Source organism: Bacteroides acidifaciens (genome assembly GCF_903181435.1).
GTDB lineage: Bacteria > Bacteroidota > Bacteroidia > Bacteroidales > Bacteroidaceae > Bacteroides.
The window spans coordinates 794,516-810,038 of record NZ_CAEUHO010000001.1; the positions used below are offsets into that span (position 1 = coordinate 794,516).

The 15,523-nt window shown below is 41.9% G+C and carries 9 protein-coding genes; 6 read left to right on the forward strand and 3 right to left on the reverse strand.

What is annotated here, in order from left to right:
- Positions 1-11 precede the first annotated feature (11 nt).
- The 3 genes from CLIN57ABFB40_RS03185 (at position 12) to CLIN57ABFB40_RS03195 (ending at position 2,485) form a co-directional block, all read left to right on the forward strand.
- A complete protein-coding gene (locus tag CLIN57ABFB40_RS03185) occupies positions 12-536 on the forward strand; it encodes a DUF4943 family protein (protein WP_175628849.1) in 525 nt (174 codons plus the stop codon).
- Positions 537-722: 186 nt separating this feature from the next.
- Positions 723-1,358: a DUF4858 domain-containing protein gene (locus tag CLIN57ABFB40_RS03190; RefSeq protein WP_175628850.1), complete on the forward strand. Its 636-nt coding sequence runs from the start codon at positions 723-725 to the stop codon at positions 1,356-1,358.
- Between the two features lie 164 nt (positions 1,359-1,522).
- Positions 1,523-2,485, forward strand: a complete 963-nt coding sequence (locus CLIN57ABFB40_RS03195) for an NAD(P)H-dependent flavin oxidoreductase (protein WP_175628851.1) — start codon at positions 1,523-1,525, stop codon at positions 2,483-2,485.
- Positions 2,486-2,603: 118 nt separating this feature from the next.
- Here the strand turns inward: CLIN57ABFB40_RS03195 and CLIN57ABFB40_RS03200 are convergent, their stop codons facing one another.
- Genes CLIN57ABFB40_RS03200 through CLIN57ABFB40_RS03210 form a run of 3 tightly spaced genes read right to left on the reverse strand, consistent with a single transcriptional unit; the run spans position 2,604 to position 9,961 of the window.
- Positions 2,604-3,944 carry a RagB/SusD family nutrient uptake outer membrane protein gene (locus tag CLIN57ABFB40_RS03200; RefSeq protein WP_175628852.1) on the reverse strand — a complete coding sequence of 447 codons (1,341 nt, stop codon included), beginning with the start codon at positions 3,942-3,944 and terminating at the stop codon, positions 2,604-2,606.
- Between the two features lie 14 nt (positions 3,945-3,958).
- Positions 3,959-7,294, reverse strand: coding sequence for a SusC/RagA family TonB-linked outer membrane protein (locus CLIN57ABFB40_RS03205; protein WP_175628853.1), 3,336 nt, complete (start codon positions 7,292-7,294; stop codon positions 3,959-3,961).
- A gap of 33 nt (positions 7,295-7,327) precedes the next feature.
- Positions 7,328-9,961 (reverse strand): zinc-dependent metalloprotease, encoded by a 2,634-nt coding sequence (locus tag CLIN57ABFB40_RS03210; RefSeq protein ID WP_175628854.1) that lies wholly within the window; start codon positions 9,959-9,961, stop codon positions 7,328-7,330.
- 195 nt (positions 9,962-10,156) lie between these two features.
- Between CLIN57ABFB40_RS03210 and CLIN57ABFB40_RS03215 the strand changes: the two genes are divergently transcribed.
- The 3 genes from CLIN57ABFB40_RS03215 to CLIN57ABFB40_RS03225 all read left to right on the forward strand — a co-directional run bounded on the left by CLIN57ABFB40_RS03215 (position 10,157) and on the right by CLIN57ABFB40_RS03225 (position 15,389).
- Positions 10,157-11,812, forward strand: a complete 1,656-nt coding sequence (locus tag CLIN57ABFB40_RS03215) for a M23 family metallopeptidase (protein ID WP_175628855.1) — start codon at positions 10,157-10,159, stop codon at positions 11,810-11,812.
- A gap of 28 nt (positions 11,813-11,840) precedes the next feature.
- Positions 11,841-13,478, forward strand: coding sequence for a C69 family dipeptidase (locus CLIN57ABFB40_RS03220; protein WP_175628856.1), 1,638 nt, complete (start codon positions 11,841-11,843; stop codon positions 13,476-13,478).
- A gap of 165 nt (positions 13,479-13,643) precedes the next feature.
- The gene (locus CLIN57ABFB40_RS03225; protein ID WP_175628857.1) at positions 13,644-15,389 is read left to right on the forward strand and encodes a phospho-sugar mutase; all 1,746 of its coding nucleotides are present in this window, start codon (positions 13,644-13,646) and stop codon (positions 15,387-15,389) included.
- Positions 15,390-15,523: the final 134 nt, after the last annotated feature.

The following is a 15,523-nucleotide window of genomic DNA, read 5'->3' on the forward strand; positions in this document are numbered from 1 at the left end:
TCCTTATGAAAATGAAAAAAACACTTGTAATGCTGTGGATGGCACTTTGCCTGATTGTATCTTTCAGTGGATGCAGCAGCGAAGAAATGGATTACAATAATCCGGATGTTGGCCTTTTTGTGAAGCAATTGAAGTCGGGCACGTATAAGATGAAGAATGACAAAGGAGTGGTGGAAGTTCCTCATTTCATGGAAGAGGATATTCCCGAACTTTTGAAATATGCAGAAGATCTGACAATTATCCCTTCTTTTCCGTCGGTTTATAATACGAACAACGGTAAGATTCGCTTGGGTGAATGTATGCTTTGGGTGATTGAATATATCCGTCAGGGCACACCGCCGTCAATGGGTTGCAAAATGGTATTGGCGAATGCCGAGAATTATGAAGCAATCTATTTTCTGACCGACGAGGAAGTGCTCGATGCAGCCGCCTGCTATCGTAGCTGGTGGGAAGAACGGCAGTATCCGAAGACCCGGTGGACGATTGACCCGTGTTATGACGAACCGCTTTGCGGATCGGGCTATCGTTGGTGGTGACACTAAAAAGGAGATGCGTTCGGAATAAAAAATAGCGAACATTCATGTGGGAACGTTTGTTTATATCAGTAGTCTTTTTACTGCTGAGAGGGGCTTGTTACGCTCAATGGACTGCACTAGAATCGGGTTGTGTGTAGGTACATATGAGGCATTTGAAAGGTATTAGGTAATGAAAGAATAAAGAGGATGAATAGATTGATGAAACGTTTCTGGACAACTATGGCTTTGTGTCTGATGACTTTACTTGCATATTCGCAAGTATGGACGGCACAAGATTCATTGCATCTGAAGAAGTTGCTGGATAGTGACCAGGAGTTGCATCTGAATATGGATGCTGTAAAGTCGATTGATTTCGGTGGTGCGGTGGGAACTCCCCGGATGTCGGAGGAAAAGAATTGGATGCTGCCTGACGAATCGTTGCCCGAAGCATTGCCTAAACCGAAAGTGGTGTTGAGCCTGATGCCTTATAAGGCAAATACCCGTTTTAATTGGGATCCTGTCTATCAGAAAAAGATAAGGGTGGATAAGAATACCTGGCGGGGAGATCCTTTCTATGAACTACGGAATCAGAGATCATACTCCAACTGGGCACGTAATCCGATGGCAAAGGGAATGCGTAAGTCTTTGGATGAGATACAGGCAAGCGGGGGGTATATCAATGGCGGAACTATCGGAGGGCTTGACTTGATGGCAGTCTTTACAAAAGATTTTTGGAATAAGAAGGGGAGGGATAATCGTGCCCGCACGTTGGAAGTCCTGCGAACTTATGGAGACTCGACGACTGTATTGATAAATAAGCCAATTGAACAGATTGCCCGTTAAGGGCGTTATATATGTACTAATGTTGCGATACGACAATATACTGACTGGAGAGTGTTTGTAATTGAATGATTTATATATTTGTATATTGTTGTATTGGCACATTAGTAAATAACCCGGTTTCTTATGGGGGATGAAATTATTAGTGCATTGATAAATTATTAATTATGAATAGAATAACTTCTCTTCTAGGGATACAGTATCCTATAATTCAAGGTGGAATGGTATGGTGTAGCGGTTGGCGGCTGGCTTCCGCAGTGAGTAATGCGGGTGGCTTAGGTCTGATTGGTGCAGGTTCTATGCATCCCGAAACTTTGTGCGAGCATATTCGTAAATGCCGTGCGGCTACGGAATTTCCTTTTGGTGTGAATATTCCTTTGATGTATCCTCAGATAGAAGAGATAATGAATATTGTGGTGGAAGAAGGAGTGAAGGTTGTTTTTACTTCTGCCGGAAATCCGAAAACATGGACCGGATGGTTGAAAGAACGGGGAATAACGGTTGTCCATGTAGTTTCTTCCTCCCGTTTTGCAATGAAGTGTGAGGAAGCGGGTGTGGATGCTGTGGTGGCTGAAGGCTTTGAAGCCGGTGGACATAACGGTCGTGAGGAAACAACAACTTTCTGTCTGATTCCTGCTGTGCGTGAGGCTACTACCTTGCCTTTGATAGCTGCTGGAGGCATTGGTACGGGAGAAGGTATATTGGCTGCTATGGTATTGGGGGCTGAGGGAGTGCAGATAGGTACTCGTTTCGCCTTGACCGAAGAGAGCTCTGCAAGTCCGGTGTTTAAGGATTATTGCCTGAGCCTTGGTGAGGGAGATACTAAGTTATTATTAAAGAAACTGGCTCCGACGCGTTTGGCAAAGAATGGTTTCCGATATGCAGTGGAGAAAGCGGAAGACAGTGGTGCCTCTGCCGAAGAATTACGAAACTTGCTGGGAAGAGGACGTGCAAAGAAAGGAATGTTTGAAGGCGATTTGGAGGAAGGTGAGTTGGAAATAGGGCAGGTGTCGGCAATTATATCCCGTCGGCAGTCGGTGGCAGAAGTTATGAGTGAATTGATTGAATCTTACCGGCAAGCGGCGGAGAAGAAATATTTGTTTGGGTATTTTGATGAACATAATCCATAAAGACCCACTCGAGCTATATGTCGGATACGTGGTGGGGAGAATAGAAAAAACTCCTTTTGCAAATGAGGTTGCAAGAGGAGTTTTATCTGATTTATAATTGAGAAGGATAAATAAACCTTTAGTTTAATAATCCAGGATTTGCATCGATTGCCGCTTGTGGAATCCGTAATGTGTAGCGTGCGTCATTTTCTTCTAATGTATAAGGTTGACCATCTATGACTTTTTGGATGCTAGGGCGAGTTGTGCGACGTAAATCAAACCAACGGTGTCCTTCGAAAGCTAGTTCGCGCGCCCGTTCATTTAAGATCTCTTTTATTAGATTGTTTTGATTCATCGCATTTATAGAGTTCTTCTTTTCCTCGTATCCTTCCGAAGTGTATCGGTTTTCCATAAGGTGAAGAAGTCGTTTTCGTGCTTCCGAAAGATTGTTTAAATGGGCTGCAGCTTCGGCGATATTCAGATAAAGTTCTCCGGTACGAAAACTACATCTATATTGTGAATACCCATCGGTCTTTCTTATTGGATAATTGCCATCACTATTTACATTTCCAAAGTATCTGCTTAGACGAAGATCATTGCTTTGGTCGAATTGTTGTACAAATGATTCTGTAGCTTGAGAAGCTTTCACTATACTAGAATTATAGATAGTTTCATAGGCAGTAATCATTTCTATTGATTGATATTGGTTGGGAAGTTTACTGTCTTCATTATTGAAGTTTTCTAAAGCTGGACTTTGAGCTAGTACACGTTCTGCTGCATCATATGCTTTTTGCCATTCTCCCATATAAAGATATATACGAGACTCTAAAGCATCCACAGAAAGAGTGGAGAAACGGTAATTGTATCCTGCATCCCATTCCTTCTTGTTAATGAGTTCGCGAGCACTTTCTATATCAGATATAATAGCTGTATATACTTCTCCTACCGTACTACGCGATGGAACTTCCTCAAGATCGAGATTTAATTTGATGGGTATAGCTTTTGTTTCTGTTGCTCCGGTTTTAGTATAAGGTTCTCCATAAAGATTAACTAACAAGAAGTGCATATACCCTCTCATAAGATAAGCTTCTCCCACAAGTTGGTTAATATCTTCTTGAGTACCTTCTGTGATTTCGTCTTTTTTATCTATAATGGCATTGGCATAGTAGATATTTGTATAATACTTGCTCCACTCAAATGTTGTTGTCTCAGGTCCGGGATTGATATCTGCCCATTTCTCTATATCACCATAATTGTTTTGGTCATATTCATCCTTTCTGATTGTTATATCTCCCGTGCGCATATCACAAAGGCTTCTGTCGATAAGTGGTACGTTATAGGCAGTGGCGAATAATGCTCGATATTCTTCTAGTGTATTTGGAATAACTTTACCTACAGGTTGAATATCCAGAAAACTGTCACAAGAAGACATTAGCGAGCTGCTTGCTAATATAAAGGCTATATATAATTTCTTTATCATATTACTGTTTTCTTTTAAAAATTAAGACTCAAATTGAATGTCACAGATTTGGCTACCGGAGTAGAGTATAGATTGCCCATTGACTCCGGATCCATATAGTTTTTATAACTAGATCCAAATACAAACAAGTTACGCGCTTCTAAACCAACAGTTGCTCCACCAATGCTCAATTTATGTAACCATTCTGATGGAATATGATAAGCAAGACGGATATTTTGTAAACGTATATAGCTTAGTTTCTTAACCCATATATCTAAGTTTCTGTAAATAGCTTTTTCGTTGGCAAAGAGATAATAATCAGCGGGATAATTATTAAGTGTCGTTAGAGCTGGAAATTTTCCATTTTTATTTTCGGGGGTCCATCTATCCAGAATATCTTTGTTCATATTGTGACCGGGATCCAAATCTGCAATATCATAAGATGGACTTGTACGTACATGGGCACCTAAATTGTAGGAGAAATTCACATTTAGTTCCCAGTTTCGATAATTGAATGTATTCATGAATCCTCCAGTATATGGTGCATCAGTTGTTCCTACATATTCATAATATTCTCTTACTGTTTTAGGATCCATATCATAAGAAAAGAAGCCGATTCCCCATTCATCTTTCACATTAAACAGCTCTTCTACGGTGACAGCTTTGTCACTTCCTTTCGGCTTGATGAGGACGCGTCCGGTATTTGGATCTATTTCACTTTTCAAAGCGAAGATAGCCCCTACAGGATATCCTTCTAAAGTTGGCGTTTTGTCTGTAGATGAAGGGGTAACTTTTAATACTTTGTTATTGTTATAGGCAAAGTTAAAAGTGGTGTACCATGAGAAATTCTTAGTAGTAATATTACGTGTTTGCAGATTCACTTCGACACCCTTATTTTCCATACTTGCCCAATTGATATTCATGAGTGCAAATCCATTTTCCAACGGAAGTTCTTTGCTGCCTATTAAGTCCGTCCCTTTTCTGTAATAGTAGTCTACACTCATATTTATAGCTTGGTTAAGTACGGAGAAGTCTAATCCGATATTGTATGAGGCTGTTTTTTCCCAACGTAATTTACTGTTAGGAGCACTGGATATCGTAATATTCGACTCGGTATTTCCAGGTAAGATTGTAACATTATTGTAGTCTCCTACTAAGAAAGGAGATGTGTTCTTATCAATATTACCTTGTAAACCATATGATAAACGAAGTGCCAAATTATCTATCCATTGGTTTTGTTTTAGAAATTCCTCGTTAGAAAGACGCCACAAACCGCTGAGTGAATATATAGGTAAGAAACGGTATTTCTTATCAACACCGAATAAGTCGGAACCGTCTAAACGAACACTGCCGCCTAATGTATAGCGATTCAACAGGGTATATGAACCGTTGGCGTAGAAAGAAGCAAATGCGTTTTCCTGATAACTATTTGTATGCAAGGGATAGGATTTTGCTTTAGATTCATCGGGGAATATAATTGGTATAGTAGTCAATGTTTTGGGATCGTATCCATATCCGATGGAAGAAAGTGATTTATACCAGTTTTTTCGGATTTCTGATCCTGCCATTACTTGTACATCATGAATGTCATTAAAAGTTTGTTTATATTCACCTTGTAACTTCCAGGTTATTTGTGAGGTTGTGGAGTCTCCTCTTTTGTGCATTCCTCCTTCGGGAAGAAGATATTTATTATCTTGGCTTTGATTGTCCCAATACTTACTATTTTCACGCATATTACGCATGTTGAAAGTATTCTTTCCTACATATTGCTCTTGTTCGGACTGGTCCCATTGTAAACCTACTTGTGAAGTGACTTTCCATTGATCATTGAAACGTAACTCTACATCAAAAATAGAATTGAGTGCAGTTATGATAGTTTCATTGCTAGTGTTGTCGCGTTCTTCAAATATATTAAAACCTGTTTTTGAATTAGGAGAGCTCGAAGTTGAAATATCATAATCGTATTGATAATTATGATTAGCATCATACGGTTCTAAATATGGATTAGCTGTGCGGGCATAGTATATAGGGTTGGAATATCCATAAGTATCAGTTACGAAGTTTTCATTCTTTCGTCTGTTAGCAAAAATAGATACTCCAAATTTTAGAATTTTATTAACTTGATAGGATGTTTTGCTTGTTAAATTGAAACGGCTCATACTTACACCCGGTACATTACCATTTTCTTTGGAATAACCAAGAGAATTATAATAAGTCACTTTTTCTCCACCACCTGAAATGCTGAAATTATACTCTTGTGTGAATGCATCTCTGAATAGGATGTCATTCCAATCGGTATTTATTGTTTTTAATTGATTAATGGCATTTTGTACTTCAGGGGTTAAGGCATCCCATCCTTGTTGTTGATATAAATCTAACAAATTATGTTGATTCAAAATAGAAGCAACTCCACCTTTTCGATAAAAAACAGGTAATTTGTTATAGGAATCTTTTGGCTCTCTCATTAATTGTAATTCTAGGTTTATTTTTTCCTCAGAATTAAGTAGATTCAAACGTGATGCATCTAGGTTGGGGGTGTATGTTAATTTAGTGTTAAAGTTAATAACAGGTTTTCCTGTTCTTCCTCTTTTAGTTGTAACTACAATTACACCGTTTGCTGCACGAGCACCATAAATAGCAGTAGCGGCAGCATCTTTTAGGATTGTGATGCTTTCTATGTCATTCGGGCTGAGTCCGGCTATTGAAGATTGGCTAATATCGCTGATCTCATTGTCTGTTTTACCTTCCATCTTGGGTATATCTGTTCCTTCCAAAGGAATGCCATCCAATACCCACAACGGATCTTGTGTTCCATTTAATGAAGCAGTACCACGAATACGAATTTTAGCCGGAGCTCCCGGAGCACCGGACGTATTTGTAACTGCCACACCCGCAATTTGTCCTGTCAATGCCTGGTCGATACTTTTGGTAGCACCTACCATCGCATCCGATAATTCAACTTTTGAGATGGCAGCAGTCAGTTTTCTACGTTCCAATGTCTGATAACCCGTTACTACCACATCTGCCAAAGCATGAGCCGAGGGTTGAAGTACGATGTGATAGCTTCTCTTGTCTCCTTGCAATACAATAGCCTGTTCTTCAAAGCCGATATAACTGCAATGGATACGCGTTACTTTTTCCGGAACGGAAATAGAGAATTTACCATCCATATCAGTGATAGTACCCAGAGAAGTCTGTGATGCTCCGGCTTTCTTCAAATCGTCTGCATGGACATAAACAGAAGCACCAATCAGAGGTTCATTATCTTCACCGGAGATTACTACTCCGGTAATAGTGCGGTTGGCAGCACTGGCGGAAGCCAGTGCATTAACAAATAAGCATATAATAATGCACAAAAATTTGATTCTCATTAATTGTAAGATAGTTTAATTAATAGGTTTGTTTTACTTGATTCCCAAAGCGGTATTAATACGTAAAATCATATCTTCATAATGGTAGCGTGTAGCTGTATCGGAAGTTCCGAGACGATTCTGTAATAACTTCTTGATGCGTAATAACTCACCGCGTTTCACAGAGATGGCATCTGAAATACGGTTGAGTTGGCTGCCGTAGAAATTGAGCACACGCGGCGCACCCATCCGGTCTTCCTGGCGGAGTGCACGTTGTTCGGCAGCATAACAGCTACAGAAAGGAGTGGCATGGTCAAGCAAGAAATGCTCGTTCGCAATTTTCTTGTTGATTTTCACGGCTTCCGGTTCTGCGGCAGCAGTAAGTAAAGCATCCAGGAAGTTCTTCTGCAAAGAGCGTTCCATCACGTTGGGGATACCACCGCGTTCAGTAATACCGAAAATGTTCTTGTGGAGTCCGTCCATCAGTTCCACTACTGTAAAGGCTTTCTTTCCGTTGACGGATTCATTTTCTATCATACGCATCAGACGGGTGTTGCCAAGCAAGTCCCAAAGAATATAGGCTTGGGCATTTTTCAATATCTGGGTAGGAGCGTTCTCCTGCTGACCGATTGGAGTATTGCGGAGCAGGTAAGTATATTCTCCCACTTCTGTGTCGAACAGCCATTTGGGATAAGTCAGAACTTCGTCCATGAGGAACTTCAGCGAAGCTTGTTGCTTCTCTTTTTCTACGAATGTGTAAGTCTTGACGCCATCTCCTACGGTTGTGTTCTCGATATAAATACCGCCTATGTTGGCAAGTACATGATACAAATAGTTGTTCCACTGATTAATAACAGCGTAATAGAGACGGGATGCTTCTTCATAAGTCTGCCCCTTTTCTCCGGTAGTAGTCCATTGAAGGATTTGCGGGACGATACGTTTCAGGTTTTCGATACCGAGTAAAGAAGAACGAACAGGGTCGTCTCCTAAATCCTCATTCTGCGCGCGCGGGTCTACGGCATCGCGTACATCTTGTGCTTCGCTGTATTTGTAAAGACGGTCTGTATGTTTGCTCAGGAAATCAAACAAGAGGTCTTTCTCTTCTTCCGGAGTACTCTTTCCATACCAGCGATAGCCATATTCGATAGCGAACATATCATAAGGACCGATATGCGGAGAAAGTACTTTCACACCGTCTCCCGGCTGGGCGACGTAGTTGAAACGTGCATAGTCCATAATGGATGAAGCGGTAGAATTCATTCTGCTAGTGAAGGCTTCCGAACGTAGCGAATCTGTCGGGAAAGCCCATGAGCCCATCATGTTGTGGCGCAATCCCAAAGAATGACCTACTTCGTGGCAAGCCACAAAACGGATGGCGTCGCCCATCAAGGCATCAGGTAACTGCACGCTGCGGGCTTCCGGGCAAACGGTTCCCGTCTGTACTGTAATCCATTCGCGTACCATGGAAAGCACATTATGCCACCACATAATGTCAGCCTCCAGGATTTCTCCCGAACGTGGGTCCAATAGGGAAGGCCCCATTGCGTTTTTCTTTTCCGAAGCGGCGTAAGTCAGTACGGAATAGTTGACATCATCCATATCTACATGCATGTTGTCCGTGATTTCTTTTGCAATAATCGCATTCTTGAAACCAGCTTTTTCGAAAGCGGTTTGCCAGTCTTCAATTCCTTTTTTGATATACGAACGCCATTGGTAAGGAGTCGAGTTATCAATGTAGAATACGATGGGTTTGGCAGGTTCCACTAGTTGACCTTTCAGGTAAGCTTCCCGGTCTTCCGGTTTGGGTTCTATACGCCAACGTGTGATATACTGCGTTTTGTCCGTTCTTTGTTGTGCATCGCTGAAACTTAATAACGGGTTGGTGAAGTATCCGACTTTCTGATTGTCGAAACGTCCCATCATCGGTGTTTCAGGCAGCAGAAGGATAGAAGAGCTTACTTCTACCGTCACGTATACAGTTGTGGTGCCTTCTGTCACCCGGGTGGTTAACTCGGAAGTTGCCACGACGTTGTTTGAGAAAGACTTGATAGAAAGGATACGTGATAAGTTTTTGATAGCCGAAGTACCCAGGTTGATATTGGTAAATACATTATTGATACTGGTTTCCGTACCGTCATAAATGTCATTTACTTTGATTACCAATGCAGTAGAATCCGCGTTGATTGCTTCGATTTTGAATGCGGCAATCAGCGGAGAGATAAAGTTGTCCTTTACCGAACGGAATATGGCATCTTTCTGAGGAGCCAGAGGCAATGGACGTTGTTGGCGGAACATCAGTTTGCCGCTTGCCTTGTCCCATTCCATGCAAACCATCTGGTTCTCATAATTTACTCCACGGTTTACACCTGCTTCATTCAGTTCGGCGGGGACTCTTTGCAGTTTATTGACAACTAATAGGTCACGTCCTAAAAGTGATGTGGGAACTTCAAAATAATAATCGTTCTTCTTTTGATGTACAGCAAACATTCCTTTTGTTGTTTTGCTGCCTTCCACTAATTTTTCGTAGTCGTTTTTACTCTTCTCCTCTTTTTCTTCTGGTTTCTTCTTTTTCTTTTTAAACCAACTCAGATTTTCTGTAGCGGGGGTAGTTGCAAATGCTGAGTGCGCTTCTCCACTCATCAATATACATGCAATGACCGCTGCCATTACTTTTACATACATTCTCATTGAGTTCTTTATATTTAATTATAATTAAAAACGGATGCAAAAGTACTAATATAAATAACATAATAGATACAGGTTTGCAATGAATATAATAATAAAAAGAATTATTAACTAGTATCTCCGGCTATCATTCCGCCCGGATATTTCGTAATTTAGTTGGAATAGTGTACATTTGCGGGGAGTAAAATAGTGAATGGAATGATAAAACAATATATCACTGCTTTGATGCTGGCTTGTTGCATCGGAGTTTGTGGACAAGAAAAGAAGCAAGCTACCTTTGTACCACCTTTTGACTTTCCTCTTACATTGAGCGGAAACTTCGGAGAAATCCGCTCTAACCACTTTCATGGCGGATTGGATTTTAAAACAGGCGGAGTTATCGGAAAACCTGTCCGTGCCCTTGCCGACGGGTATATTTCACGTATCCGTGTCACCAATGGTTCAGGATATGTACTTGATGTCTGTTATCATAACGGTTATTCTACTATCAACCGGCACTTGAGCGGTTTTACTTCCCCTATTGCCGAAAGGGTGGAGAAACTTCAATATGAGAATGAGAATTGGGAAGTGGAGATTATTCCCGAACCGGATGAATATCCAGTGAAAGGCGGTCAACAGATAGCATGGAGCGGGAATACAGGCTATTCGTTCGGTCCGCATCTGCATTTGGATGTGTTCGAAACAGAATCGGGGGATTATATCGACCCGATGCCTTTCTTCAAATCGAAGATAAAAGATACGCGTGCCCCCAAAGCTGATGGAATTATGTTTTTTCCGCAGCCGGGTAAAGGTGTGGTAGATGGAAAACAGCAGACCAAAATAATTCTTCCGAACGCGGAAAGTCCGGTGGAAGCATGGGGAGTGATAGGTACAGGCATCAAGGCATATGATTACATGGATGGGGTCAGCAATCATTATGGAGTGTATTCGGTTGTTCTTACGGTAGATGGAAATGAGGTTTTCCGTAGTACGGTAGACCGCTTTTCTCAGGAAGAAAACAGGATGATAAACTCATGGACGTGCGGGCAATACATGAAATCTTTTATTGAACCGGGGAATACTTTGCGTCTGTTGAAGGCATCGAATGGTAATCGCGGTTTGGTGACGATTGACGAAGAACGGGATTATCAGTTTCTATATACCTTAAAAGATGCTTTCGGGAATACTTCCAAATACAGTTTTACTGTACGTGGACGGAAGCAGCCGGTTGAACCTTTGAGTCATCGGGAGAAATACTTTTTTGCTTGGGATAAGACAAATTATCTGCAAGAACCGGGACTGAGCTTGGTCGTTCCGAAAGGGATGTTGTATGACGATGTTCCTCTCAACTATCAGGTGAAAGCCGATAGTGGGGCAGTAGCATTTACTTATCAGATAAATGACAAACCTGTTCCGCTTCATGCGGGGTGCGAGATTCGTATCGGTCTGCGCAGAAAGCCGGTAGCCGACACAACAAAGTATTATGTAGCCCGTGTGACTCCGAAAGGCAGGAAATATAGTGTAGGCGGGAAGTATGACGACGGTTACATGAAAACATCTGTCCGTGAATTGGGGACTTACACCGTTGCCATGGATACGATACCGCCCGAAATCATCCCTATCAATAAGAACCAGTGGGGAAGAAACGGAAAGATTGTCTATCGGCTGAAAGACGAAGGCGCCGGCATTGCTTCCTATCGGGGCATGATTGACGGAAAGTACGCACTTTTCGGGCGGCCTAATATTGTGAAGTCATATTGGGAATGCAAGCTTGACTCAAAACACGTGAAAAAAGGCGGCAAGCACACCGTTGAATTTACGGTGACCGATAATTGCGGAAATGAGACTGTATCCCGTGAGACTTTTGTTTGGTAATTATTAAAAGTGAATCATATATAATATTATGAAGAAAAGAATGATTTTGTGTGCCGCCGTACTGATGGCGGCTGTGGCGAATACTTTCGCTTGTACCAATCTGATAGTCGGTAAGAATGCTTCTACCGACGGTTCGACCATCGTTTCCTATTCTGCCGATTCGTATGGGCTGTTTGGAGAACTGTATCATTATCCGGCAGCCACTTATCCGAAAGGAACCATGCTGAAAGTGTACGAATGGGATACCGGTAAATACTTGGGAGAAATCGAACAGGCACGGCAGACTTACAACGTGACCGGCAATATGAACGAATATCAGGTTACGATTGGTGAAACGACCTTCGGCGGGCGTCCCGAATTGGCGGATTCTACTGGTATTATTGACTATGGAAGCCTTATTTATATCGGACTGCAACGTTCGCGTACTGCCCGCGAAGCTATCAAGATAATGACTGACTTGGTACAGCAATACGGCTATTACAGCAGTGGGGAATCTTTCACCATTGCCGACCCGAACGAAATATGGATTATGGAAATGATTGGCAAAGGTCCCGGTATCCGTGGAGCTGTTTGGGTAGCTGTTCGTGTGCCGGACGATTGTATCTCGGCTCATGCCAACCAGGCACGCATCCATCAGTTTGACATGAACGACAAAGAAAACTGTATGTACTCTCCCGACGTTATCTCTTTCGCGCGTGAAAGGGGATACTTTAATGGAGTGAATAAAGATTTTAGTTTTTCGCTTGCGTATGCTCCCCTTGATTTCGGTGCACGTCGTTTCTGCGAAGCCCGTGTATGGAGCTATTTCAATAAGTTCACTGACAATGGAAATGACTATCTTCCTTATATAGAAGGAAAAACAGATACACCGATGCCTCTTTTCGTAAAACCGAAACAGAAGTTGTCCGTACAAGATGTGAAAGATATGATGCGCGACCATTACGAAGGAACTCCGCTCGACATCTCTAATGATTTCGGGGCAGGACCTTACAAAACTCCATACCGTCTCTCTCCTCTGAACTTTAAGGTAGGCGACCAGGAATATTTCAACGAACGACCTATTTCTACTCAACAAAGCGGCTTTGTATTTGTTGCACAAATGCGTGCTAATATGCCCGACCCGATAGGCGGCGTACTTTGGTTTGGCGTGGACGATGCGAATATGGCGGTATTTACTCCCGTCTATTGTTGTGCTACGAAAGTGCCGGTTTGCTATACGCGTGTGGATGGAGCCGATTATATTACCTTCTCCTGGAATTCTGCTTTCTGGATTTTCAACTGGGTGGCAAATATGGTTTATCCGCGTTATGATTTGATGATTGGTGATGTTCGTGAAGCGCAGAAGGAGATGGAAACGACTTTCAACAACGCACAGCAAGGTATTGAAGAGATGGCAGCCAAATTGTTGGAAAAGGATAAGAACGCTGCAATTGCTTTCCTGACAAACTATACTAACATGACCGCACAGAGTACTTTCGATACATGGAAGCAACTAGGTACTTTCCTGATTGTGAAGTATAACGATGGAGTAGTGAAACGGGTGAAGGACGGACAATTCGAACGTAATTCTATCGGACAACCTGCCGGAGTGCTTCGTCCCGGTTATCCGAAGGAATTCTTACAGGAATATGTCAAACAGACCGGAGACAGATATCTGGTAAAATAAGAATAGAGAATTGAAAATTGAAAAATAACGGCAATCAATCATTTTTTAATTTTCAATTCTCAATTTTCAATTGAATAACTAGGAATTATAAACTTATTATTTTACATTTGTGTGCTCAAGAATATAACAGTAAATAATTCATTAACCATATAAATAACAATCGAAATGGAAAATCAGGAACTCATTAAACAGGTCACTGAGAAAGCCGAAAAATGGCTGACCCCGGCTTATGATGCCGAAACTCAGGCTGAAGTGAAACGTATGTTGGAAAATGACGATAAGACCGAACTAATTGAAGCATTCTACAAAGACCTGGAATTTGGTACAGGCGGTCTGCGTGGTATCATGGGAGTAGGTAGCAATCGTATGAATATCTATACGGTAGGTGCCGCTACTCAAGGACTTTCCAACTATCTGAAAAAGAACTTCAAAGACTTGTCACAGATTTCTGTAGTGGTTGGTCACGACTGCCGTAACAACAGCCGCTTGTTTGCAGAAACTTCCGCTAATATCTTCTCTGCCAATGGTATCAAAGTATATCTGTTCGACGATATGCGTCCCACCCCGGAAATGTCTTTCGCTATCCGTCACCTCGGTTGCCAGAGCGGTATTATCCTGACTGCTTCTCACAACCCGAAAGAATACAACGGTTACAAGGCATATTGGGATGACGGAGCTCAAGTATTGGCTCCGCACGATAAGGGCATTATCGACGAAGTAAACGCTATTGCTTCTGCTGCCGACATCAAATTCCAGGGTAATCCGGATTTGATTCAGATTATCGGTGAAGATATCGACAAGGTTTATCTGGATATGGTGAAAACCGTTTCTATCGCCCCGGAAGCTATTGCCCGCCACAAGGATATGAAAATCGTTTATACTCCGATTCACGGTACAGGTATGATGTTGATTCCGCGTGCATTGAAGATGTGGGGATTCGAAAACATATTCACTGTTCCCGAACAGATGATTAAGGACGGTAACTTCCCGACTGTTATTTCTCCGAACCCGGAAAATGCGGAAGCTCTTTCTATGGCTGTGAACCTGGCTAAAGAAATTGATGCTGACCTCGTAATGGCTTCCGACCCGGATGCTGACCGTGTAGGTATTGCTTGCAAGGACGACAAAGGCGAATGGGTGCTTATCAACGGTAACCAGACTTGTATGATGTACCTTTATTATATCTTGACTCAGTACAAGCAACTGGGTAAGATTAAAGGTAATGAGTTCTGTGTGAAGACTATTGTTACTACCGAGCTTATCAAGAAAATAGCCAATAAGAATAACATCGAAATGCTCGACTGCTACACAGGCTTCAAATGGATTGCACGTGAAATCCGTCTGCGTGAAGGTAAACAGAAATATATCGGTGGTGGTGAAGAAAGCTACGGATTCCTTGCCGAAGACTTTGTTCGCGATAAAGATGCTGTATCAGCTTGCTGCTTGATTGCCGAAGTTGCTGCCTGGGCTAAAGATAACGGTAAGTCACTCTATCAATTGTTGCTTGATATTTACGTAGAATACGGATTCTCTAAAGAATTCACCGTAAACGTTGTGAAGCCGGGTAAGAGCGGTGCTGAAGAAATCAAAGCCATGATGGAAAACTTCCGTGCTAACCCACCGAAAGAATTGGGCGGTTCTAAAGTAATCCTGAGCAAAGACTACAAGACTCTGAAGCAGACAGATGACAAAGGAAATGTAACTGACATTGATATGCCGGAATCATCAAACGTTCTTCAGTATTTCACAGAAGACGGCAGCAAAGTTTCAGTTCGTCCTTCCGGAACAGAACCTAAGATTAAGTTCTATATGGAAGTTCAAGGTGAAATGGGATGCCGCAACTGTTTCGCTTCTGCCGAATCTGCCGCTATGGAAAAGATTGAAGCAGTGAAGAAGTCATTGGGCATCTGATTCTGTTTCTTCTGATAGTTTCAGAATAGGACAATAATAAAAATAGCGCCTCTATAATCTTTCCGAAGAGTATAGAGGCGCTTCTTTTTTATCTATATGATAGTCTTGATTTCTCTTGTTTTCAAGCGTTTTGC

Bases quoted from the DNA above. Each gene is read 5' to 3' on its own strand.
- CLIN57ABFB40_RS03210 (WP_175628854.1), bottom strand. From the start codon at position 9,961: ATGAGAATGTATGTAAAAGTAATGGCAGCGGTCATTGCATGTATATTG.
- CLIN57ABFB40_RS03195 (WP_175628851.1), top strand. From the start codon at position 1,523: ATGAATAGAATAACTTCTCTTCTAGGGATACAGTATCCTATAATTCAA.
- CLIN57ABFB40_RS03185 (WP_175628849.1), top strand. From the start codon at position 12: ATGAAAAAAACACTTGTAATGCTGTGGATGGCACTTTGCCTGATTGTA.
- CLIN57ABFB40_RS03200 (WP_175628852.1), bottom strand. From the start codon at position 3,944: ATGATAAAGAAATTATATATAGCCTTTATATTAGCAAGCAGCTCGCTA.
- CLIN57ABFB40_RS03225 (WP_175628857.1), top strand. From the start codon at position 13,644: ATGGAAAATCAGGAACTCATTAAACAGGTCACTGAGAAAGCCGAAAAA.
- CLIN57ABFB40_RS03220 (WP_175628856.1), top strand. From the start codon at position 11,841: ATGAAGAAAAGAATGATTTTGTGTGCCGCCGTACTGATGGCGGCTGTG.
- CLIN57ABFB40_RS03190 (WP_175628850.1), top strand. From the start codon at position 723: ATGAATAGATTGATGAAACGTTTCTGGACAACTATGGCTTTGTGTCTG.
- CLIN57ABFB40_RS03215 (WP_175628855.1), top strand. From the start codon at position 10,157: ATGATAAAACAATATATCACTGCTTTGATGCTGGCTTGTTGCATCGGA.
- CLIN57ABFB40_RS03205 (WP_175628853.1), bottom strand. From the start codon at position 7,294: ATGAGAATCAAATTTTTGTGCATTATTATATGCTTATTTGTTAATGCA.